Source organism: Mycobacterium sp. NGS67 (assembly GCF_059812185.1).
This window is the reverse complement of record NZ_JCALCF010000006.1, coordinates 212,524-233,702: the sequence shown is the minus strand read 5'-3', so window position 1 is coordinate 233,702 and position 21,179 is coordinate 212,524. Positions and strand designations below refer to the sequence as shown.

21 protein-coding genes and 1 pseudogene are annotated in these 21,179 nt (G+C 67.6%); 19 read left to right on the top strand and 3 right to left on the bottom strand.

Annotated elements, in window-relative coordinates:
• Positions 1-40: 40 nt before the first annotated feature.
• Positions 41-1,183: a DUF2189 domain-containing protein gene (locus AC5Y4D_RS07835; RefSeq protein WP_499944462.1), complete on the bottom strand. Its 1,143-nt coding sequence runs from the start codon at positions 1,181-1,183 to the stop codon at positions 41-43.
• A 133-nt stretch (positions 1,184-1,316) separates the two neighbouring features.
• Between AC5Y4D_RS07835 and AC5Y4D_RS07830 the strand changes: the two genes are divergently transcribed.
• Positions 1,317-2,666, top strand: coding sequence for a replication-associated recombination protein A (locus AC5Y4D_RS07830; protein ID WP_499944463.1), 1,350 nt, complete (start codon positions 1,317-1,319; stop codon positions 2,664-2,666).
• A complete protein-coding gene (locus AC5Y4D_RS07825) occupies positions 2,663-2,998 on the top strand; it encodes a YciI family protein (protein WP_499944464.1) in 336 nt (111 codons plus the stop codon). The genes AC5Y4D_RS07830 and AC5Y4D_RS07825 overlap by 4 nt, the downstream gene beginning before the upstream one ends.
• A gap of 77 nt (positions 2,999-3,075) precedes the next feature.
• Here the strand turns inward: AC5Y4D_RS07825 and AC5Y4D_RS07820 are convergent, their stop codons facing one another.
• Positions 3,076-3,696: an antibiotic biosynthesis monooxygenase gene (locus AC5Y4D_RS07820; RefSeq protein ID WP_499944465.1), complete on the bottom strand. Its 621-nt coding sequence runs from the start codon at positions 3,694-3,696 to the stop codon at positions 3,076-3,078.
• Between the two features lie 142 nt (positions 3,697-3,838).
• Between AC5Y4D_RS07820 and AC5Y4D_RS07815 the strand changes: the two genes are divergently transcribed.
• The 10 genes from AC5Y4D_RS07815 (at position 3,839) to aroQ (ending at position 13,411) form a co-directional block, all read left to right on the top strand.
• Complete coding sequence (locus AC5Y4D_RS07815) at positions 3,839-4,228, top strand: secondary thiamine-phosphate synthase enzyme YjbQ (RefSeq protein ID WP_499944595.1); 390 nt, start codon at positions 3,839-3,841, stop codon at positions 4,226-4,228.
• Positions 4,229-4,332: 104 nt separating this feature from the next.
• A complete protein-coding gene (gene alaS, locus AC5Y4D_RS07810; protein WP_500036896.1) occupies positions 4,333-7,029 on the top strand; it encodes an alanine--tRNA ligase in 2,697 nt (898 codons plus the stop codon).
• Complete coding sequence (ruvX, locus tag AC5Y4D_RS07805) at positions 7,030-7,527, top strand: Holliday junction resolvase RuvX (RefSeq protein ID WP_500036895.1); 498 nt, start codon at positions 7,030-7,032, stop codon at positions 7,525-7,527.
• Positions 7,520-8,773 carry an endolytic transglycosylase MltG gene (mltG, locus tag AC5Y4D_RS07800; RefSeq protein ID WP_500036894.1) on the top strand — a complete coding sequence of 418 codons (1,254 nt, stop codon included), beginning with the start codon at positions 7,520-7,522 and terminating at the stop codon, positions 8,771-8,773. Before ruvX ends, mltG begins: the two co-directional genes overlap by 8 nt.
• Positions 8,760-9,557 (top strand): shikimate dehydrogenase, encoded by a 798-nt coding sequence (locus tag AC5Y4D_RS07795; RefSeq protein ID WP_500036912.1) that lies wholly within the window; start codon positions 8,760-8,762, stop codon positions 9,555-9,557. Before mltG ends, AC5Y4D_RS07795 begins: the two co-directional genes overlap by 14 nt.
• Positions 9,558-9,682: 125 nt before the next feature.
• Positions 9,683-10,102 carry a prepilin peptidase gene (locus tag AC5Y4D_RS07790; RefSeq protein WP_500036893.1) on the top strand — a complete coding sequence of 140 codons (420 nt, stop codon included), beginning with the start codon at positions 9,683-9,685 and terminating at the stop codon, positions 10,100-10,102.
• Between the two features lie 56 nt (positions 10,103-10,158).
• Positions 10,159-11,367 (top strand): chorismate synthase, encoded by a 1,209-nt coding sequence (gene aroC / locus AC5Y4D_RS07785; RefSeq protein ID WP_500036892.1) that lies wholly within the window; start codon positions 10,159-10,161, stop codon positions 11,365-11,367.
• A 6-nt stretch (positions 11,368-11,373) separates the two neighbouring features.
• Entirely contained in the window at positions 11,374-11,898 is a 525-nt protein-coding gene (locus tag AC5Y4D_RS07780) for a shikimate kinase (RefSeq protein WP_499944472.1), read from the top strand.
• The gene (gene aroB, locus AC5Y4D_RS07775) at positions 11,895-12,983 is read left to right on the top strand and encodes a 3-dehydroquinate synthase (protein WP_500036891.1); all 1,089 of its coding nucleotides are present in this window, start codon (positions 11,895-11,897) and stop codon (positions 12,981-12,983) included. The genes AC5Y4D_RS07780 and aroB overlap by 4 nt, the downstream gene beginning before the upstream one ends.
• Positions 12,980-13,411, top strand: coding sequence for a type II 3-dehydroquinate dehydratase (aroQ, locus tag AC5Y4D_RS07770; RefSeq protein ID WP_500036890.1), 432 nt, complete (start codon positions 12,980-12,982; stop codon positions 13,409-13,411). Before aroB ends, aroQ begins: the two co-directional genes overlap by 4 nt.
• 192 nt (positions 13,412-13,603) lie before the next feature.
• Here the strand turns inward: aroQ and AC5Y4D_RS07765 are convergent, their stop codons facing one another.
• A complete protein-coding gene (locus AC5Y4D_RS07765; protein ID WP_500036889.1) occupies positions 13,604-14,362 on the bottom strand; it encodes a B-4DMT family transporter in 759 nt (252 codons plus the stop codon).
• Between the two features lie 33 nt (positions 14,363-14,395).
• Here AC5Y4D_RS07765 and AC5Y4D_RS07760 point away from each other — a divergent pair, with 33 nt between their 5' ends.
• The 7 genes and pseudogenes from AC5Y4D_RS07760 to AC5Y4D_RS07730 all read left to right on the top strand — a co-directional run bounded on the left by AC5Y4D_RS07760 (position 14,396) and on the right by AC5Y4D_RS07730 (position 21,163).
• Positions 14,396-15,514: a M24 family metallopeptidase gene (locus AC5Y4D_RS07760; protein ID WP_500036888.1), complete on the top strand. Its 1,119-nt coding sequence runs from the start codon at positions 14,396-14,398 to the stop codon at positions 15,512-15,514.
• Between the two features lie 14 nt (positions 15,515-15,528).
• Positions 15,529-16,092, top strand: a complete 564-nt coding sequence (gene efp / locus AC5Y4D_RS07755; protein WP_499944477.1) for an elongation factor P — start codon at positions 15,529-15,531, stop codon at positions 16,090-16,092.
• A 2-nt stretch (positions 16,093-16,094) separates the two neighbouring features.
• On the top strand, positions 16,095-16,589 hold the full coding sequence (nusB, locus tag AC5Y4D_RS07750; protein WP_500036887.1) for a transcription antitermination factor NusB: 495 nt from the start codon (positions 16,095-16,097) through the stop codon (positions 16,587-16,589).
• Positions 16,586-17,002, top strand: a complete 417-nt coding sequence (locus tag AC5Y4D_RS07745; protein ID WP_500036886.1) for an antitermination protein NusB — start codon at positions 16,586-16,588, stop codon at positions 17,000-17,002. The genes nusB and AC5Y4D_RS07745 overlap by 4 nt, the downstream gene beginning before the upstream one ends.
• 174 nt (positions 17,003-17,176) lie before the next feature.
• Positions 17,177-19,933 (top strand): annotated as a pseudogene (locus AC5Y4D_RS07740) (aminotransferase class I/II-fold pyridoxal phosphate-dependent enzyme); the annotation flags it as partial.
• Between the two features lie 265 nt (positions 19,934-20,198).
• Entirely contained in the window at positions 20,199-20,933 is a 735-nt protein-coding gene (locus AC5Y4D_RS07735) for a GntR family transcriptional regulator (RefSeq protein ID WP_500036885.1), read from the top strand.
• Positions 20,933-21,163, top strand: a complete 231-nt coding sequence (locus tag AC5Y4D_RS07730; protein ID WP_499944481.1) for a 4Fe-4S dicluster domain-containing protein — start codon at positions 20,933-20,935, stop codon at positions 21,161-21,163. The genes AC5Y4D_RS07735 and AC5Y4D_RS07730 overlap by 1 nt, the downstream gene beginning before the upstream one ends.
• Positions 21,164-21,179 lie beyond the last annotated feature (16 nt).

Sequence of the window (21,179 nt, the reverse complement as noted above, 5' to 3'; positions counted from 1 at the left end):
CATTCGGCCGCTGCGGTGTGAACGGCCCGTATCGACGCCTTTACGAGTATTGCTGACCCGGATACTGCTGTCCGGGGTATTGCCCGGGCGGCGGACCCGGCGGCAGGCCGCCCTGCTCCAGCGGAGCCACCTGGCCGCCGGTCAGCTTGCGGTAGGCGTAGACCTGGATCAGCATCGCGACCGGGACGGCGACGATCAGACCGATGCCGCAGGCGAATTCACCGACCAGCATCACTGCAACCTGTACGAGCCAGGTCAGTAACGCGGGTCCGACGTTGGCTCGTGTCGTCGCGATGCTGGCTTTGATGGCCTCAACCGGCGGTAGGGATCTGTCTATCGCGAATGGGACCGCGAACATCGTGAGGAACGCGAAAATGAGGCCGGGTATGTAACACAAGAGGCTGCCGATGGCATTGCCGAGCGCCACCAGCAGCATGGTGAGAACGACCGGGCCGAAATTGCGGGGCTTCAGGAACGATCCGATCGTGACCGGCCGTCCGTCCGCGACATCAAGGCTGCCGGAAGTCAGAGACGCCTGCATGTAGAAGGTGACCGCGGCGAGCAGGATCAGCAGGACCACTAAGAAAATCAACGACCCCGCGCCGGTACTCGCGTCACTGGCGCGCCATATGCGCGTCCCGGTCTCCGGGTCGTAGGTGGTTTCACCGCCACTCAACATCGTTGCCAGGAACGACGCGTAGAGGATGCCGAAGACAACGCCGATGCCGATGACGAATATGGCGGCGGGCACGGCCATCGCGGCGGCGTTCTTGGTGAACTTGCCCCACGCCCAGCTGAAGGCGTCTCCGACGCTGTACGGGCCGGCCGGACCGCCGCCCAGACCGGCCGGGGGAGCGCCGTAACCGCCGGGCGGCGAGGAAGGCGGTGGTGGGCTGTAACCGGGGGCTTGGTAGCCACCGGGCTCACCGGACGGGGGGCTTTGAGGCTTGGAGAAGTCCGGCCCGGACGGGGGCGGGCTGAAGCTTGGCGGTGGCCCGCCGTATCCGCCACCGGGCGCCCCGTATCCGCCACCGGGCGCCCCGTATCCGCCGCCGGGTGGCCCATATCCGCCTCCGCCTGGGGGTGGCGGCGGGGGCGCGCCGTGGCGAGGCGGCGGGTAGCCCGGAGGATTGCCGCCTTGAGGGTCGGACGGATTGCCTGGATAGGGTGGCGGCTGGCTCATTGCTGTCCTCGTTGCCTCGTAGTTCGATCTTGTTCGTTCGGGGCCTGGCTCTGTCCATCGGGCGTAGCAAACGGGAACTTAGCAAATATGAGACCGGATCGCGCGCATTGGTGGCCTGTCCGGGCTGCGTGGTATGCCTGATTTTGTGTCCGACGGTCTGTTCGACCTGCCCGGCGCACCCGAATCGACCGGCCTGAGCGCCACCGGCGCCTCCTCGCCGCTCGCGGTGCGGATGCGTCCGGCGTCGTTGCAAGAAGTGGTCGGCCAGCAACACCTCCTGGCGGCGGGTTCGCCGTTGCGTCGCCTGGTCGAGGGCTCCGGTATGGCCTCGGCGATCCTCTACGGTCCGCCGGGAAGCGGAAAGACCACGCTGGCGGCACTGATCTCGCAGGCCACCGGCCGCCGCTTCGAAGCTCTGTCGGCGTTGTCGGCCGGTGTCAAAGAAGTGCGGGCGGTGATCGAGAAGGCGCGACTGAGTGCACTTTCCGGCGAACAGACGGTGCTGTTCATCGACGAGGTGCACCGGTTCTCCAAAACGCAACAGGACGCGTTGCTGGCCGCGGTGGAGAACCGGGTGGTGCTGCTGGTGGCGGCGACCACCGAAAACCCGTCGTTCTCCGTCGTCGCGCCGCTGCTGTCGCGATCGTTGATCCTGCAACTGCGGCCGTTGACCGCCGACGACATCCGCACGGTGGTGCAGCGGGCGATCGAGGACCCCCGCGGACTGGGCGGCAAGGTGACGGTCGCGCCCGAGGCCGTCGAGCTGCTGGTGCAGCTGGCCGCCGGCGATGCGCGCCGGGCGCTGACCGCTCTGGAGGTGGCTGCCGAGGCTTCGGATCACGTGTCCGTCGAAACCGTCGAACAGTCCCTGGATCGGGCCGCGGTGCGCTACGACCGCGACGGCGATCAGCACTACGACGTCGTCAGCGCGTTCATCAAGTCGGTACGTGGCTCGGACGTGGACGCCGCGCTGCACTACCTGGCCCGCATGCTGGTCGCGGGGGAGGACCCGCGGTTCATCGCCCGCCGGCTGATGATCCTGGCCAGCGAGGACGTCGGGATGGCGGACTCGACGGGCCTGCTGGTGGCGGTCGCGGCGGCGCAGACGGTCGCGCTGATCGGTATGCCCGAGGCGCAGTTGACGTTGGCGCACGCCACCGTGCATCTGGCGACGGCGCCGAAGTCCAACGCGGTGACGACGGCACTGGGGGCGGCGATGGGCGATATCAAGGCGGGCAAGGCGGGCCTGGTGCCGGCTCACCTGCGCGACGGCCACTACTCCGGTGCGGCCGCGCTGGGCAACGCGCAGGGCTACAAGTACTCCCACGACGACCCGGACGGCGTTGTGGCGCAACAATATCCGCCGGACGAGTTGGCGGGGGTGGACTACTATCGGCCCACCGGTCGGGGTGCTGAGCGGGAGATCGCCGGACGGTTGGATCGGTTGCGGGCCATCATTCGGGGGAGGCGGGGACGGGCGTGAAGACCTTCAGCGACGAGGAGATGGCACCGCTGCTGGCAACGGCCAAGGCCTACAGCGTCGTCATCTTGAAACGCGGACCCGGGTACGGAACCGAGGAAGCGTCCGGGCTCATCTGGGAGCACGGCCGCCGGAACTTCGGGCTGCGCGACGAGGGCGTGCTGGCGGTGGTGTTGCCGACCACCGATGAGTCCGACGTCTGCGGAGTCGGGGTCTTCGCCGCGACGGTCGAGGACACCGACGCGATCATGGCCGGCGACCCGGGGGTGGCCGCCGGGGTGTTCACCTACGAGGTGCACCCGTGCCTGGGATTTCCCGGGGACGCGCTGCCGTAGGTGTGTGTTTGACGCCGAGCAGACGGAAAAGCACCCTTTTCCCGCGACAATGAGGGGCTTTTGCGTCTTCTCGCGGCCTAGACCAGCTCAGGCACCCGCAGCCGCGCGATCGCCAGCTCGAACTCGCCGACGTCGTCCTGATCGACGCTCAGGTCGCGCAGTATCGCCGTGCGCAGCGAGCGGGCCGCGTCGCTGCTCCTTTCCATCGCCTCGCGGCTGTCATAGGTCACCGACGCCACCGCCCGCGCAGAGGCGCGGTCGATCATCACGCTGGCGCTGCAGAAGCCGTCGAACTCCTCGATGGCCGGCAACACGGCCAGCTTGTAGAAATCGACGGCGTGCTCGAACTGCTCGGGCCGGGCTTTGAGCCAGGTGGCGCGCACGCAGGCACCCAGACCCGAGCGGCGGGCGCGGTGCAGCACCGAGATCTGCCACTGATCCACCACCGCGCTGCCCCCGAGAATCTTGACGGCTCGACTGCGCACCGGCCACACCCGCTCGGCGCTGGCCCGCAACGCCTCCTCCGATTCCCACGCGGTGGTCGCCACACATCTGGCCGTCTCCCGGTCCACCAACAACGACATGCCCAGGCAGCCGTCCACCGCCTGAACAGTGGGCAGGACGACTTCGCGCATGTGCGCGATGCCCATGGTGAGCAACGAAGGTTGCGCCTGGATAGTGGTCGAGCGAGCGTACACAGCCGGCCCCTCCCTCTTGTCAGGGCGGCGCCCGGCGCGCCACCGGTCCCTCATTCACCTTCCTCCTCCGCAACAGCCCTGGCAATGCTGGATTGGCAGCCGCCCAAGCCTCGCCCGTAGGCTTGGTCGGATGGATACCGATGTGCTGGAGGTCGACACCACGCGTCGCCGCATCGTCGATCTGACCGACGAAGTGCGCTCGTTCTGCGGCAATCACGCCGACGGTCTGTGCAACGTCTTCGTCCCGCACGCCACCGCCGGGGTGGCGATCATCGAGACCGGCGCCGGCTCCGATCACGACCTGGTGGACACCCTGGAGCGGCTGCTGCCGCGCGACGAGCGCTACCGGCACTCGCACGGCTCCCCGGGCCACGGCGCCGACCATGTGCTGCCGGCGATCGTCTCGCCGTCGGTCACCGTGCCGGTCAGCGGCGGCGAACCGCTGCTGGGCACCTGGCAGAGCGTCGTCCTGGTCGACCTCAACCGCGACAACCCCAAGCGGTCGGTCCGGTTGAGCTTCGTCGAGGGGTAAGTGGCAGGCTGAGCGGGCCTGCAAATACGTGTTCGGCGGCCAACCTCGGCGAATAGGCTGGTGTTGACGTCAAGCAACCGTGCCGATTTAAGGAAGAAGCGACAGTGCAGACACACGAGATCAGGAAGCGTTTCCTTGATCATTTCGTGAAGGCGGGACACACCGAGGTGCCCAGCGCCTCGGTGATCCTTGACGACCCCAACCTGTTGTTCGTCAACGCGGGCATGGTGCAGTTCGTGCCGTTCTTCCTGGGCCAGCGCACGCCGCCATACACCACGGCCACCAGCATCCAGAAGTGCATCCGCACTCCGGACATCGACGAGGTCGGCATCACCACCCGGCACAACACGTTCTTCCAGATGGCCGGCAACTTCAGCTTCGGTGACTACTTCAAGCGCGAGGCCATCGCGCTGGCCTGGGACCTGCTGACCACCAACGTCGTCGAGGGTGGCTATGGCCTGGACCCGGAAAAGCTCTGGGCCACAGTCTATCTGGACGACGACGAGGCCGCCGGGTTGTGGCAGGAGATCGCGCACCTGCCGCCCGAGCGGATCCAGCGCCGTGGCATGGCCGACAACTACTGGTCGATGGGCATCCCCGGCCCGTGCGGCCCGTCCTCGGAGATCTACTACGACCGAGGACCGGAGTTCGGTGTCGGTGGTGGCCCGATCGCCAACGAGGACCGTTACCTCGAGGTCTGGAACCTCGTCTTCATGCAGAACGAGCGCGGCGAGGGCACCTCCAAGGAGGACTACGAGATCCTCGGGCCGTTGCCGCGCAAGAACATCGACACCGGCATGGGTGTGGAACGTATCGCGCTGGTGCTGCAGAACGTGGCAAACGTCTACGAGACCGATCTGCTGCGCCCGGTCATCGATCTGGTGGCCGCCCGCGCGCCGCGACCCTATGACGTCGGAAATCACGCTGATGACGTGCGCTACCGCATCATCGCCGACCACAGCCGCACCGCAGCCATTCTGATCGGCGACGGCGTCAGCCCCGGCAACGACGGACGCGGTTACGTGCTGAGGCGCCTACTGCGACGGGTGATCCGCTCGGCCAAGCTGCTCGGTATCGAGGACCCGATCGTCGGAGACCTGATGGCCACCGTGCGCGACGCGATGGGCCCGTCCTACCCCGAGTTGGTCAGCGACTTCGACCGGATCAACCGCATCGCGGTCGCCGAGGAGACCGCGTTCAACCGCACGCTGGCGTCGGGGTCCCGACTGTTCGACGACGTGGCCAGCGCCACCAAATCCGCTGGCACCGGCCTGGTTTCGGGCTCGGATGCGTTCACGCTGCACGACACCTACGGCTTCCCGATCGAGCTCACGTTGGAGATGGCGGCGGAATCCGGGTTGAGCGTCGATGAGGCGGGTTTCCGCGAGTTGATGGCCGAGCAACGTCAGCGCGCGAAGGCCGACGCGGCCGCCCGCAAGCACGCGCACGCCGACCTGAGCGCCTACCGCGAACTGGTCGACGCCGGTCCCACCGAGTTCACCGGATTCGACGAATTGACCTCGCAGGCAAGGATTTTGGGCATCTTCGTGGATGGCCAGCGGGTCCCGGTGGTGTCGCACACCGACAGCGCCGAGGCGGACCGCGTCGAACTGATTCTGGATCGCACCCCGCTCTACGCCGAATCGGGCGGACAGATCGCCGATGCGGGAACGATCAGCGGCACCGGATCGGGCGGCAGCGCCAAAGCCGCCGTCACCGACGTGCAAAAGATCGCCAAAACCGTTCACGTGCACCGGATCAACGTGGAATCGGGCGAGTTCGTCGAGGGCGACACCGTCGTCGCGGCCGTCGATCCCGGCTGGCGCAAGGGCGCCACCCAGGGCCACTCCGGCACCCACATGGTGCATGCCGCGCTGCGACAAGTGTTGGGTCCCAATGCCGTTCAGGCCGGATCGCTGAACCGCCCGGGCTACCTGCGCTTCGACTTCAACTGGCAGGGCCCGCTCACCGAGGACCAGCGCAATCAGATCGAAGAGGTCACCAACGAGGCCGTCCAGGCCGATTTCGAAGTGCACACCTTCCTCGAGCAGCTGGACAAGGCCAAGGCGATGGGCGCGATGGCGCTGTTCGGCGAGGCATATCCCGAGCAGGTGCGGGTGGTGGAGATCGGTGGTCCGTTCTCGCTGGAGTTGTGCGGCGGCACCCACGTGCACAACTCGGCGCAGATCGGGCCGGTGACGATTTTGGGTGAGTCGTCCATCGGCTCGGGCGTGCGACGGGTGGAGGCCTACGTCGGTCTGGAATCGTTCCGGCACCTGGCCAAGGAACGCGCGTTGATGGCCGGGCTGGCATCGTCGCTGAAAGTTCCCTCCGAGGAGGTGCCGGCCCGGGTGGCCAACCTGGTCGAGCGGCTCAAGGCTGCGGAGAAGGAACTGGAACGGGCCCGGCTGGCCACTGCGCGAGCGGCTGCGGCAAATGCCGCCGCGGGAGCCGAGCGGGTGGGTAACGTCCGTCTGGTGGCGCAGCGTATGTCCAGTGGAACGACGGCGGCTGATCTGCGCTCTCTGGTCGGCGACATCCGAGGCAAGCTGGGCAGCGACCCGGCGGTGGTGGTGCTGATCGTCGAGGGCGAGGGCGCCACAGTGCCGTACGCGGTGGCGGCCAACCCGGCCGCGCAGGAACTCGGTTTGAGTGCCAACGAGCTGGTCAAGGAGCTGGCGGTGGCGGTCGAGGGCCGTGGCGGCGGCAAGGCCGACCTGGCGCAGGGCTCGGGGAAGAACCCGGCCGGTATTGATGCCGCCCTGGATGCGGTGCGCGCACAGATAGCGCGGGTCGGTTGAGTGATCGCGCCGCAGCGCCAGCCGGATCGGCCGGGCGAATCAGATCCCGGGAGGGGTCGGCGCATCGGTGTCGACGTGGGCACCGTGCGGATCGGGGTGGCGGTCAGCGACCCGGACGGCATCCTGGCCACGCCGGTGGAAACCGTACGCCGCGACCGTTCCGGTAAGCACCTGCGCCGGCTGGCCGGGTTGGTCGCCGAGATGCAGGCCGTGGAGGTGATCGTCGGCCTGCCGCGGACGCTGGCTGACCGGATCGGGCAATCCGCGCAGGACGCCATCGAGGTCGCCGACGCGCTCGCGCAACGGGTGGCCCCGGTCCCGGTCCGCGTCGCCGACGAGCGGCTGACCACGGTCAGCGCGCAGCGGTCGCTGCGCGAGGCGGGTGTCCGCGCCAGGCAGCAACGCGCGGTAATCGACCAGGCCGCCGCGGTGGCGATCCTGCAGGGCTGGCTCGACCAGCGCCGATCCCTGCCCGCCGAACAGGCCACCGATGTCTGACCTCGAAGAGGGTCAGGCCGCGAGCCGGGCCAAACCCGTCGCCGTCGGGCCCAACCGACACCGCAAGAGCCGCGCCGAACGCAAACGGGCGCAGCGCAGCCGCCGCCGGCGTCGCTTCGCCGGCGGCTTCGCCATCAGCCTGCTGGTGGTGGTCGTGGTGGCGGCCATGTTGCTCGGCTCGAAACTCTGGCATGCGGTGACCTCCAACGACGACGACTTCACCGGCAACGGCAAGCGTGACGTCGTCATCCAGATCCAGGCCGGCGACTCGACCACGGCGGTCGGGGAAACGCTGCACAAGCGCGGCGTGGTACGCACCGTGCGCGCGTTCGTCGACGCCGCGCACGGCAACGCAGCCATCACGTCCATTCAGCCCGGTTACTACCGGATGCGCACCGAGATCCCGGCGGCCAACGCGGTGGCGCGGCTTACGGATCCGGGCAGCAGGGTGGGCAGGCTGGTCATCCCGGAGGGCCGTCAACTCGACGACACCACCGACATGAAGACCAACAAGACCACCCCCGGCATCCTGACGCTGATCTCACGGGCCACCTGCGTCGACCTGGACGGCAACCAACGTTGCTTGGCGGTGGCCGATCTGCGCACCGCGGCCAGCAAGAGCACCCCCGCCGCGCTGCTGGTGCCGGACTGGGCCCTGGAACGGGTGCAGGAACAGGGCGACGACCATCGCCGGCTCGAGGGTCTGATCGCGCCGGGCACCTTCAACATCGATCCGGCTGCTTCCGCGGAGACAACGCTGTCCAACCTGATCAGCGCCGGCGCCGTGTCCTACCTGACGTCCGGGTTGGTCGACACCGCCAAGTCGTTGAACCTGTCGCCATACGAGATTCTCGTCGTCGCGTCGCTGGTGCAGCAGGAAGCCAACGCGCAGGACTTCGCGAAGGTGGCGCAGGTCATCTACAACCGGCTGCACGAGCACCGCAAGCTGGAGTTCGACTCGACGGTGAACTATCCGCTGGACCGCCGCGAGGTGGCCACCACCGACGCCGACCGCGCGCAGCGCACCCCCTGGAACACCTACATGGTCGACGGGTTGCCGCGCACCGCGATCTGTTCGCCGGGCGTGGAGGCGCTGAGCGCCGCCGAGCGTCCGGCGCCGGGTGACTGGTTGTACTTCGTCACCATCGACGCCCAGGGCACCACCCTGTTCACCCGGGATTATCAGCAGCATCTGGCGAACATCGAACTGGCCAAACGCAACGGTGTCCTCGATTCCGCACGCTAGAAAAGCCGGGGTGCTGGGCTCGCCGATCGCCCATTCCCGCTCTCCGCAACTGCACCTGGCCGCCTACCGCGCGCTGGGCCTGACCGACTGGACCTACGACCGCATCGAATGCGACGCCGACGCGCTGCCCGGGTTCGTCGCCGGCTTGGGAGCGGAATGGGTCGGCGTGTCGGTGACCATGCCGGGCAAGTTCGCCGCGCTGCGGTTCGCCGGCGAACGCACGCCGCGGGCCGAGCAGGTCGGGTCGGCCAACACGCTGGTGCGCACGCCGCGCGGCTGGCTGGCCGACAACACCGACGTCGACGGGGTGTCGGGCGCCCTGGGACCGGTCTCGGGCCGGGCGCTGGTCGTCGGATCGGGCGGCACCGCGCCGGCCGCCGTGGTGGGGTTGGCGCAGCTCGGCGTCGCGGAAATCACGGTGGTGGCCCGCAATCCGGAGAGGGCGGCGCGGCTGGTGGACCTGGGTGCCCGGGTCGGGGTGGCGGCCCGGTTCTGCGGCCTGGACGATGACGGGCTGGCCGACGAGGTCGCCGCCGCCGCGGCCGCGATCAGCACCATCCCGGCCGAGGTGGCAGCCCGCTACGCCCCGGTTTTTGCGGCGGTACCGGTTCTGCTGGACGCGATCTACCACCCGTGGCCCACGCCGCTAGCCGCGGCGGTCCAGGCGGCAGGCGGCCGGGTGATCAGCGGTTTGCAGATGCTGCTGCACCAGGCCTTCGCGCAGGTGGAACAGTTCACCGGACTGCCCGCCCCACGTGCGGCGATGGCCCGCGCGTTGGATTAGTTCTCCTGCCGCCGAGCGCGCTCAAATGTACGGCAAACGCGGCAATTGCCGGCATTTTGGGGACGCTCGCGGGGGTTGCCCGCGGCTGACTTGCGCATCGCCCCGAGTGAATTACCCTGCCGCGCATGCGGATTGCGCTGACCGGCCTGACACTGGCGTGGATGGCGGTCCTGAGCTGCTACGACGTCCGGCAGCGGCGGCTGCCCAACCTGCTGACCTTGCCGGGCGCCGCGGCGATCCTGACCGGCGCCGCGCTCGCCGGCCACGGCGTCGGGGCGCTGGCCGGCGCGGTGACGCTGACGGGCACGTATCTGCTGCTGCATCTGCTGTCGCCGACGGCGATGGGCGCCGGCGACGTCAAGCTGGCGCTCGGCCTGGGCGGCCTGGCCGGTTGCTTCGGCGCGCACGTGTGGTTCCTGGCGGCGATCACCGCCCCGCTGCTGACGGCGCTGGCCGCCGTGCTGATCGGCGCGCGGGCCGTTCCGCACGGTCCGTCGATGGTGCTGGCGACGGCCGGCGCGACGGCCCTGGCCGCGCTGAACTGACCCGACGTCGTCCGGTCTCGAGTCGGCCACGCCTGCGCGCGTGGGAAGATATCCAGGTGTTGCGCTGGATCACCGCTGGGGAGTCCCATGGCCGCGCGCTGGTGGCCCTGGTCGAAGGCATGGTCGCCGGCGTGGAAGTCACCTCGACCGAAATCGCCGACGAGCTGGCCCGCCGGCGGCTGGGCTACGGCCGGGGTGCGCGGATGAAGTTCGAGCGCGACGCGGTGACCCTGCTGTCCGGGGTTCGGCACGGCACCACACTGGGCGGTCCCATCGCGATCGAGATCGGCAACACCGAATGGCCGAAGTGGGAGACCGTGATGGCCGCGGACCCCGTCGACCCCGCCGAACTGGAGAACAGCGCGCGCAACGAACCGTTGACCCGGCCGCGGCCCGGCCACGCCGACTACGCGGGCATGCTCAAATACGGCTTCGACGACGCCCGCCCGGTGCTGGAGCGCGCCAGCGCCCGCGAGACCGCCGCGCGGGTCGCGGCCGGCACCGTCGCGCGCGCGTTCCTGCGGCAGGCGCTGGGTGTGGAGGTGATCTCCCACGTCATCTCGATCGGCGCGTCGGCGCCCTACGACGGACCGCCGCCGCGAGCCGAGGACCTGCCCGCCATCGACGCCAGCCCGGTCCGCGCGTATGACGAGCAGGCGGAGCAATCGATGATCTCGGAGATCGAGGCCGCCAAGAAGGACGGCGACACCCTCGGCGGTGTCGTCGAGGTGGTGGCCCTGGGTCTGCCGGTCGGGCTGGGCTCGTTCACCAGCGGCGACAACCGCCTGGACAGCCAGCTGGCCGCCGCGGTGATGGGCATCCAGGCCATCAAGGGAGTCGAGATCGGCGACGGCTTCGAAACCGCACGCCGCCGCGGCAGCCGCGCCCACGACGAGATGTATCCCGGCCCGGACGGCGTGGTCCGCTCCACCAACCGCGCCGGCGGGCTGGAAGGCGGCATGACCAACGGCCAGCCGCTGCGGGTGCGTGCCGCGATGAAGCCGATCTCCACCGTGCCGCGGGCGCTGGCCACCGTCGACCTGGCCACCGGCGACGAGGCCGTGGCGATCCACCAACGCTCCGACGTGTGCGCGGTGCCGGCCGCCGGCGTCGTCGTCGAGACCATGGTCGCGCTGGTGCTCGCGCGCGCGGCCCTGGAGAAGTTCGGCGGCGACTCGCTGGCCGAAACCCGCCGCAACATCGCGGCCTACCAGCGCTCGGTCGCCGACCGGGAAGCGCCGGCGGCCCGGGCCTCCGGAAGCTAGCCGCACATGGCACCCAAAGCGGTACTCGTGGGCTTACCGGGTTCCGGAAAGTCGACCATCGGACGCCGGCTCGCCAAGACGCTCGGGGTGAGCATGCTCGACACCGACGCGGCCATCGAGGCGCGAACCGGACGCTCGATCGCCGACATCTTCGCCACCGACGGCGAAGCGGAGTTCCGCCGCATCGAGGAAGACGTGGTGCGCTCGGCGCTCACCGAACACGACGGCGTGCTGTCACTCGGCGGTGGTGCGGTGACCAGCCCCGGGGTGCGCGCAGCGCTGGTCGGGCACACCGTGGTCTATCTCGAGATCAGCGCGGCCGAAGGGGTGCGGCGCACCGGAGGCAACACGGTACGACCGCTGCTCGCCGGACCCGACCGTGCCGAGAAGTTCCGGGAGTTGATGTCCAAGCGCATTCCGCTGTACCGAAAGGTCGCGACCATCCGGGTGGACACCAACCGGCGCAATCCGGGCGCCGTGGTCCGCTACATCGTGTCGCGCCTCAAGACTCAGGTAGAGGCTTCCCAATGACAGACAAACCCACACCGGTGACCGTGCAGGTGGCCGTCGACCCGCCGTACCCCGTGGTGATCGGCACCGGGCTGCTCGACGAACTCGAGCAGCTGCTGGCCGGCCGGCACAAGGTCGCCATCCTGCATCAGCCGGTGCTGGCGCACACCGCGGAGAACATCCGAACCCTGTTGGCCGACAAGGGAGTTGATGCGCACCGCATCGAAATCCCGGACGCCGAAGCAGGCAAAGACCTACCCGTCGTCGGCTTCATCTGGGAAGTGTTGGGACGCATCGGGATCGGTCGCAAGGATGCGTTGGTCAGTCTCGGCGGCGGGGCCGCCACCGACGTCGCGGGTTTCGCGGCGGCCACCTGGTTGCGCGGCGTGTCGATCGTGCATGTGCCCACCACGCTGCTGGGCATGGTCGACGCCGCCGTCGGCGGCAAGACCGGCATCAACACCGACGCCGGCAAGAACCTGGTCGGCGCGTTCCATCAGCCGCTGGCCGTGCTGGTGGACCTCTCGACGCTGAAGACGTTGCCGCGCAACGAGATCGTCGCCGGGATGGCCGAAGTGGTGAAGGCCGGCTTCATCGCCGACCCGGTGATCCTGGACCTGATCGAAGCCGACCCCCAGGCGGCGCTGGACCCCGATGGTGACGTGCTGCCGGAGTTGGTGCGGCGCGCCATCGCCGTCAAGGCCGAAGTGGTGGCCGCCGACGAGAAGGAATCCGAGCTGCGCGAAATCCTCAATTACGGGCACACTTTGGGCCACGCGATCGAACGCCGGGAGCGCTACCAGTGGCGGCACGGCGCCGCGGTGTCGGTGGGACTGGTGTTCGCGGCCGAGCTGGCCAGACTGACCGGCCGCCTCGACGACGAGACCGCGCAGCGCCACCGCGCGATATTGGAATCGCTGGGCCTGCCGGTCAGTTACGAGGCCGACGCGCTGCCACAGCTGATCGAATACATGGCCGGAGACAAGAAGACCCGGGCCGGGGTACTGCGTTTCGTGGTCCTGGACGGGCTGGCCAAACCGGGCCGCCTGGTGGGCCCGGATCCGGGTCTGTTGGTGACGGCCTACGCGGGAGTGTGCGCCCCATGACGGTACAGGTGATCAACGGACCGAACCTGGGCCGGCTCGGACAGCGCGAGCCCGCCGTCTACGGCAGCACCACACACGACGAACTGGTCACCCTGATCGAGCGCGAAGCCGCCGAACTCGGCCTCGAAGTCGTTGTGCGCCAAAGCGACAGCGAAGCCGAGCTACTGGACTGGATCCACCGCGCCGCCGACACGTCAGAGCCGGTGATCCTCAACGCGGGCGGTCTGACCCACACCTCGGTGGCACTGCGGGACGCGTGCGCCGAACTGCGCGCACCGCTGATCGAAGTGCACATCTCCAATGTGCATGCGCGCGAAGAGTTTCGGCGGCATTCCTACCTGAGTCCGGTCGCGTCCGGGGTGATCGTCGGCCTCGGGATCCAGGGTTACCTGCTGGCCCTGCGCTACCTGGCGGGGTTGCGCGACTAGGGTTTCGGCAGCCGCCTGACTTCGGTTGTGAAGCCTCGGCGTTGAGTGTGAAGGCACGGCTTTCGGTGTGAAGCCTGGCCGGAAAAATCGGCAGGATCCCGCCCAGGATTCACGCGCAAAGCCCAGGATTCACGCGCAAAGCCCAGGATTCACGCGCAAAGCCCAGGATTCACACGCAAAGCCAAGACGGGGCTAGTCCTTGCGCAGGTCCGGCTTGCGCTCGGCCTGAGTGCGGTCCGCGTCGGTACGGATCACCTCGGTCTTGGCGTCACTGTCGTGGGTGCGGATCACCTCGGTTTTCGCGTCACTGTCGTGAGTGCGGATCACTTCGGTCTTGGCTTCGCTGTCGTCGGTCGGAATGACCTCGGTGCGTTCGTCCTCCCGCTCTTTCGTGGCCACCGCGGTGCGTTCCTGCGCGCGGCCACCGCCGGTCGGGATCTCCCCGGTGGGACTGTCGTCGTCGCGGACGGCGGAGAACACGTCGGTGTTTTCGTCGCGATCACGCGAACCGTCGTGCTTCTCCGGCGGGGGAGCGTTGCGGTCGATACGCCACCGGCCGACCGCCACCCCGAGGATTCCGAACACGAAGACCAGCAGGGCGGTGAACGCCGCGAAGGTAGTTAGCTCGTTGAGCAGTCCGCCGGTGTAGATGCCTTCGTAGAACAGGTGGATGAGCCAGGCGACCAGGCCGCTGACCAGTCCGGAGACCAAGCCGGCGAGCAACCAAACCATCGCCAGGTCATCGCGCCGGTCCGGGTCGGGGTTGGATTTCGCGTCGGCGCGACCGTCGAAGAGGCCCCACACTGTGGCCGCGATGATGAAGAGCGTCAACAGCACGATGCTGATCAGCGCGGACTGCGTCTGCCAGGCGTTGATCAGCGCTCCTTGGATCAGACGCAGCACGACCATCCCGGCGGCGAAGACCAGACCACGCACCATCCACTTGTTCATGGGCAAACAGCGTAGCGAGTACCGTCAAGACCCGTGACACATTCCCAGCGTCGACACAACCTCAAAGCCAAAATCGGTGCCGCCGGACTAGATGCGATGCTGGTCACGGACCTGATAAACGTCCGATATCTATCCGGTTTCAGCGGATCCAACGGCGCGTTGCTGGTGTTTGCTGACGATCGGGAAGCCGTGCTGGCCACCGACGGTCGTTACCGCACCCAGGCCGCCGCGCAATCGCCTGATCTCGAAGTGGCGATCGAGCGGGCCGTCGGACGTTATCTGGCCGGGCGGGCCGGCCAGGACGGGGTAGGCAAACTCGGCTACGAGAGCCACGTGGTCACGGTCGACGGGATGGATGCGCTGAACGGGGGGCTGGACGGGCATGACACCCAGTTGGTGCGCGCATCGGGCACCGTCGAAGCGCTGCGTGAGGTCAAGGACGCCGGGGAGCTGGCCCTACTGCGCTTGGCCTGCGAAGCGGCGGACGCCGCGCTGACCGACCTGGTAGAGCGCGGGGGCCTGCGACCGGGCCGCACCGAACGCGAGGTGACCCGCGAATTGGAGAGCCTGATGCTCGACCACGGCGCCGACACGATCTCGTTCGAGACCATCGTGGCGGCCGGACCCAACTCGGCGATTCCGCATCACCGACCGACCGATGCGGTGTTGGCCTCGGGCGACTTCGTCAAGATCGACTTCGGCGCACTGGTCGCCGGATACCACTCCGACATGACCCGCACCTTCGTGCTGGACAACGCCGCGCAGTGGCAGCTGGAGATCTACGAATTGGTCGCCGAGGCGCAACGGGCCGGGCGGGAGGCCCTGCATCCGGGCGCGGACTTGCGTGACGTCGACGGCGCGGCGCGCCAGATCATCGCCGACGCCGGTTACGGCGATCACTTCGGCCACGGCCTGGGACATGGGGTCGGCCTGCAGATACATGAAGCGCCGGGCATCGGCGCGACGTCCGCCGGTACACTACTTGCGGGTTCCGTCGTCACCGTGGAGCCCGGTGTCTATCTACCCGGCCGCGGCGGTGTCCGCATCGAGGACACTCTGGCGGTGCCCAGCGACCACCAGTCCTCCTCGCACAAAGCTGGGCAGACCCCGGAATTGTTGACCCGGTTCCCCAAGGAACTGGCCATTTTGTAGGAGATTCACCCACCGTGGCGAGCACTGCTGACTTCAAGAACGGACTTGTCCTGGTCATCGACGGCCAGCTGTGGACCATCACCGAGTTCCAGCACGTAAAGCCCGGCAAGGGGCCGGCCTTCGTGCGCACCAAGCTCAAGAACGTGCTGTCGGGCAAGGTCGTCGACAAGACCTATAACGCCGGGGTCAAGGTCGACACCGCCACCGTCGACCGGCGCGACACCACCTACCTGTACCGCGACGGTTCGGACTTCGTGTTCATGGACAGCGAGGACTACGAACAGCACCCGCTGCCCGAGTCGCTGGTCGGTGACGCGGCCCGGTTCCTGCTGGAGGGTCTGCCCGTGCAGGTGGCCTTCCACAACGGCTCGCCGCTCTACATCGAGCTGCCGGTGTCCGTCGAACTCGTGGTCTCCCACACCGAGCCCGGTCTGCAGGGCGACCGGTCCAGCGCGGGCACCAAGCCGGCCACGGTGGAAACCGGCGCGGAGATCCAGGTGCCGCTGTTCATCAACACCGGCGACAAACTCAAGGTCGACACCCGCGACGGCAGCTACCTGGGCCGGGTAAACGCCTGAACATGCCCGACCGGAAACCGTCGCGACCCGTTCGAGGACGGCACCAGGCGCGAAAGCGCGCCGTGGACCTGCTGTTCGAGGCCGAGGCGCGCGGCTTGAGCCCGGCTGAGTTGGTCGACGGCCGCACCGCGCTGGCCGCATCCAATCCCGACGTGGCCGCGCCGGCGCCCTACACCGCCACGGTGGCACGCGGTGTCGCCGAGCACGCCGCCCACATCGACGAGCTGATCACCTCCCACTTGCAGGCCTGGACGCTGGATCGGTTGCCGGCGGTGGATCGGGCGATCCTGCGGGTCGCGGTGTGGGAGTTGCTCTATGCCGACGACGTTCCCGAGCCGGTGGCGGTCGACGAGGCCGTCGAGCTGGCCAAGGAACTGTCCACCGACGATTCGCCGGGTTTCGTAAACGGGGTACTCGGTCAGGTGATGCTGGTGACACCGCAGATCCGGGCGGCCGCCCGGGCCGTTCGTGGCGTGGCGCCGGGGAACGCGCCATGACCCGGCTCGAGTTGCGCGTCGTCCTGTCGGTGATCGCAGCGGTGGCGGTGGTGGTCGGCGCCGTGGTGAGCGCCGCATTCGATTGGACGATCGTGGCCTCGGTACTGGCGATCCTGGCGCTGGGTGTGGGGGCGTGGGTCTATCACACGGTCGAGCGCCTGATCCTGGCCCAACGCATCAGCACGGTACGCACCGCGGCCAAGCCGCTGCAGCCGCTGCTGCCGGTGATGGCCGCCATCATGGGCCTGACCCAGGGTGTGGTGCGCTCGCTCAGCGATGTCACCGACCTGCCGGGTAAGCGCTGGGAGATGCCGCAGCTGCCGCTGCTGAAGTGGATGGAGAACCCGCTGGGCAGTCGCGGCGGTAAGCAGATCGTGGACGCCGACGACGCGTCCGACGACGAGTCGGCCTGAGTCCGAAAACCTCGCGCGAAATCGTCGCGATTTTTCCACCGGCGGGACACAATGGCGGCTGGTACCAACGGAAAGCTGCTCAGGACTTGACTGCACTAGTGACGATGCGACGCACGGCCGCTGCGTCCATGCTGCTCATGCCGTCGGCCGCGCACGCCGACAGAAGGTGATGACATGACTCGACCGAGTGCCCGCAAGCGACGGCTTCGCGTCTCAGCGCTGGCGGCGGTGGCAAATCCGTCCTACACGCGCGTCGACACCTGGAACTTGCTCGACGACGCCTGCCGTCATCTCGCTGAGGTGGATCTGGCCGGGATGGACAAGGCGCACGACCTGGCCAAGGTCAAGCGGTTGATGGACCGCATCGCCGCCTACGAGCGGTACTGGCTGTATCCCGGGGCGGCCAACCTGGCGACCTTCCGCTCTCACCTGGACATCCTGTCCACGGTGCGCCTCACCGAGGAAGTGTCGCTGGCCGTGCGTCTGCTGTCCGAGTATGGGGACCGCACAGCGCTTTTCGACATTTCGGCACCGCTGGCCGAGCAGGAGTTGGTGGCCCAGGCCAAGCAGCAGCAGTTCTATACCGTGCTGCTCGCCGACGATTCTCCGGCGACGGCTCCGGAGAGCCTGGTGGAATGCCTTCGCGCGCTGCGTAACCCGTACGACGACATCCAGTTCGAGATCCTGGTGGCGCCCAGCGTCGAGGACGCGATCACCGCGGTGGCACTCAACGGCGAGATCCAGGCCGCGATCATCCGCCACGATCTGCCGCTGCGGTCCCGGGACCGGGTGCCGTTGATGAACACGCTGCTCGGACTCAACGACACAGAGAACGAGGCATCGGTATCCGACAGCGCCCACGACTGGATCGAATGCGGCGAATGGATCCGCGAACTGCGGCCCCACATCGACCTGTACCTGCTCACCGACGAGTCGATTGCCGCGGGCAACGACGACGAGCCCGACATCTACGACCGCACGTTCTACCGGCTCAACGACGTGACCGATCTGCACAGCACGGTCATCGCGGGTCTGCGAAAGCGGTTCTCCACACCGTTTTTCGACGCCTTGCGGGCCTATGCCGCCGCGCCGGTCGGCCAATTCCACGCCCTTCCCGTCGCGCGCGGCGCCAGCATCTTCAACTCGAAGACGCTGCAAGACATGGGCGAGTTCTACGGCCGCAATATCTTCATGGCCGAAACATCCACCACCTCAGGCGGATTGGACTCGTTGCTGGATCCGCACGGCAACATCAAGAAGGCGATGGACAAGGCCGCGGTCACCTGGAACGCCGACCACACCTACTTCGTCACCAACGGGACATCCACGGCGAACAAGATCGTCGTGCAGTCGTTGACCCGCCCCGGTGACATCGTGCTCATCGACCGCAACTGCCATAAGTCGCACCATTACGGCCTGGTGCTGGCCGGCGCCTACCCGCGGTATCTGGAGTCCTACGCGCTTCCGCAGTTCGCCATCTACGGGGCGGTGCCGCTCAGCACGATCAAGAAGGCACTGCTGGATCTCGAGGAGGCCGGGCAGCTGCACAAGGTGCGGATGTTGTTGCTCACCAACTGCATCTTCGACGGCGTCGTATACAACCCCCGCCGGGTGATGGAAGAGGTGCTGGCGATCAAGCCGGACATCGTCTTCTTGTGGGACGAGGCCTGGTACGCCTTCGCCACCGCCGTGCCGTGGGCCCGGCAGCGCACCGCGATGGTGGCGGCAGAGCGTCTCGAGCAGATGCTGTCATCGCCGGAATACCGCGAGGAGTACCGCGCTTGGCGGGCCTCGATCCAGGACGTGCCGCGTTCGGAATGGGTTGAGCGCCAACTGTTGCCGGATCCCGATCAGGCCCGGGTGCGCGTCTATGCCACACACTCCACGCACAAGTCGTTGTCGGCGTTCCGGCAGGCGTCGATGATCCACATCCGCGACCAGGACTTCAACGCACTTGCCCGCGACGCTTTCGGTGAGGCGTTTCTGACTCACACCTCGACATCGCCGAACCAGCAACTTCTCGCATCCCTGGACTTGGCCCGCCGCCAGGTCGACATCGAGGGTTTCGACATGGTGCGCCAGGTCTACGACATGGCGTTGGTGTTCCGCCACCGGGTCCGCAAGGACCGGCTGATCAGCAAGTGGTTCCGCATTCTCGACGAATCCGACCTGGTGCCCGAGGAGTACCGGGCTTCCCATGTCAGCTCGTACCGCGAAGTCCGGCAGGGCGCCCTGGACGAGTGGAACGAGGCCTGGCGGTCGGATCAGTTCGTGCTGGATCCGACCCGGGTCACGTTGTTCCTCGGCAACACCGGCATGAACGGGTACGACTTCCGCGAGAAGATCCTGATGGACCGGTTCGGCATCCAGATCAACAAGACGTCGATCAACAGCGTGCTGCTGATCTTCACCATCGGCGTCACCTGGTCGAGCGTGCATCACCTGCTCGATGTACTTCGCCGGGTCGCCATCGACTTCGACCGGATTCAGAAGGCAGCCAGCGCCGCCGACCGGGCATTGCATAGGCAGCGTGTCGAGGAGATCACCGAGGATCTGCCGCACCTGCCCGACTTCAGCGAATTCGACGTCGCCTTCCGCCCGGACGAGAACAGCGTGTACGGCGACACCCGGTCGGCGTTCTACGCCGGCTACGAGGAGTCCGACCGCGAGTATGTGCTGCTCGGCACGGCCGGCCGGCGGCTGGCCGAGGGAAAGACGTTGGTGTCCACCACATTTGTGGTGCCTTACCCTCCGGGCTTCCCGGTGCTGGTGCCGGGACAGGTGGTCTCCAGGGAGATCGTCTACTTCATGGCGCAGCTCGACGTCAAGGAGATCCACGGCTACAACCACGAACTCGGGTTGTCGGTATTCACCCAAGAGGCGCTGAAGCGCATGGAAGCCAAGCGCTGCGCGGTCAGCACAGCCAGCGCCAACGGCAACGGGTCCGAGCCGACGGGTTCGGAACAGACATTGGTGGCCAACGAACACACGGTTCCGGTGAACTGAGGACCGACAGCGTCATTTGTTTCAGGACGATCAGAATTGCGGCCGCGACATCGGGGTGGCGCAATGGCGGTTTGTGTCGAAAACATGCCTGGTCGCGACGCGAACGGCGCTGGCGCAATAGCTGCAACCGGGGTAACCGACCCTGATGCGTGCCCGGCGAAGGCCCGCTGACCTGCATTAGCGTGACGGCGTGACCGAGACAGCGCCGAATCAGGAAACCCGGGCCGACCGGGCGCGCCGGACCGCCGACGTGCTGCGCCAGCAGATTCACCTCGGTGCCTATGCCGCTGGTCTGCCGACGGAGAACGATCTGGCCGCCGAATTCTCGGTCTCGCGCAATACCATCCGCGAGGCGCTCGGTGTGCTGAAGAACGAGGGTCTGATCGACCGCGGGCCCAAGATCGGAACCCATGTCGCGCAACGCAAATACGAGCACGGTTTGGAGGCGTTGCTGGGTCTGAAGGAGACCTTTAAGAACCAGGGCGAAGTCCGCAACGAAGTGCGGACCGCAACCCTGATGACCGCACCGCCCTCGGTGGCTCGCCGGTTGCGGTTGAACGTCGGTGCCGACGTCGTGTTCATCGAGCGGTTGCGTTACCTGGGCGACCTGCCGCTGAGCCTGGACCTCACCTATCTCACCCCCGGCATCGGCGCCGCCATCCTGGGCCAACCGCTGGAAGAGAACGATCTTTTTGCGCTCATCGAGCAGGTGAGCGGGCAACGATTGGGCTCGGCATCGCTGGCGCTGGAAGCCATTCCGGCGGACGCGCATTCGGCGGCGACCCTACAAGTGCCCGACGGCGCGCCACTGCTGATGCTCGAGCGACTCACCAGCCTCGACGACGGGACGCCGGTGGACCTGGAATACATCAGGATGCGGGGCGACCGAATCACCATGCGCGGCAACCTGACAAGGAGTGAGTAGTGACCCTGGTCCACAACAACCGCGCCGATGTGCCGGTCACGGTCGACGAGTCACTCTGCATCGACGGCTGCACGCTGTGCGTGGAAGTGTGTCCGCTCGATGCGCTGGCGATCAATCCGGAAACCGGCAAGGCGTACATGCACGTCGATGAGTGCTGGTACTGCGGCCCGTGCGCGGCGCGCTGCCCAACCGGCGCCGTGACGGTGAACATGCCGTACCTGCTCCGCTGAAACCCGACAGCTCAGG